Below are 1115 nucleotides of genomic sequence, written 5' to 3'. Positions count from 1 at the left end.
CGTCATGGCTTTAACTACTGGTATTCGTACGGTACGTTCGACGAACACAAGAATCCCCATTACTGGGATACCGACGGCCGCCGTCACGACCCCAAAGAGTGGTCGCCCCTGCACGAGGCCGGCAAAGTGGTGTCGTATCTGAAGAACGAAGGAAACGTGCGCGACCCGAAGAAGCCTTTCTTCATCATGGTAGGCATGAATCCGCCCCACAGCCCGTACCGTTCGCTGGACGACTGCATGGAAGAAGACTTCAACCTGTACAAAGATCAGCCGCTGGACAGCCTGCTGATACGCCCCAATGCTGACCCGACAATGAAGAAGGCCGAGTCGGCACGCTACTACTTTGCGTCGGTGACGGGTGTAGACCGTGCATTCGGACAGATACTCGATGCACTGAAGGAGTTGGGACTGGACAAGAACACCATCGTCGTATTTTCGTCCGACCATGGCGAAACCATGTGCAGCCAGGGTACCGACGATCCGAAGAACTCGCCTTATGCCGAGTCGATGAACGTCCCCTTCCTGGTACGTTTCCCCGGACAGATAAAGCCGCGTGTCGACGACCTGATGCTGTGTTCGCCCGACATCATGCCTACTTTGTTGGGCCTGGCCGGCCTGGCCGATTCGATTCCTGCCACGGTGCAGGGGCGTAATTATGCTCCGCTCTTCCTCGATGCACAGGCCGACGTGGTACGCCCGACCGGTGCGCTTTACATACAGAACGTAGACGGCGAGAAGGATGCCGATGGCAAGGTGCAGTCCTATTTCCCCTCGGCTCGCGGGTTCAAGTCGGCTAAGTATACACTGGCCCTCTACATCGACCGCAAGACTAAGCAGCTGAAGAAAACCTTGCTGTTCGATGACGAACACGATCCTTATCAGCTGAACAACCTGCCACTGGAGGAGAATGCCGAAGTCGTGAAGCAGCTTTGTGCCGAAATGGGCAAGGTGCTGAAGGAGATAGACGACCCCTGGTATCGCGAGGGCATCCTGAAGGATATGATTCCTTATTGATAATCATCCGTTCCTTTTATACGGTATGAGCCATACAAGTGTCGTTCGCGAGCGACACTTGCACGGCTCATGAGCAACACTTGCACGGCTCGCGAGCCATG

General features: G+C 55.5%; 1 protein-coding gene. It reads left to right on the top strand.

Translation table 11 applies throughout. The annotated features are described in order from the left end of the window. A partial coding sequence (locus QVP67_RS13920; protein WP_288180238.1) for a sulfatase-like hydrolase/transferase occupies positions 1-1014 on the top strand: 1014 nt, incomplete at its 5' end. Positions 1015-1115 lie beyond the last annotated feature (101 nt).

It is taken from the genome of Bacteroides sp. CAG:633, from assembly GCF_000435115.1.
GTDB classification, from domain to species: domain Bacteria; phylum Bacteroidota; class Bacteroidia; order Bacteroidales; family Bacteroidaceae; genus Bacteroides; species Bacteroides ndongoniae.
The sequence above is the reverse complement of the archived record's forward strand: the minus strand, read 5'-3'. Positions and strand labels throughout refer to the sequence as shown.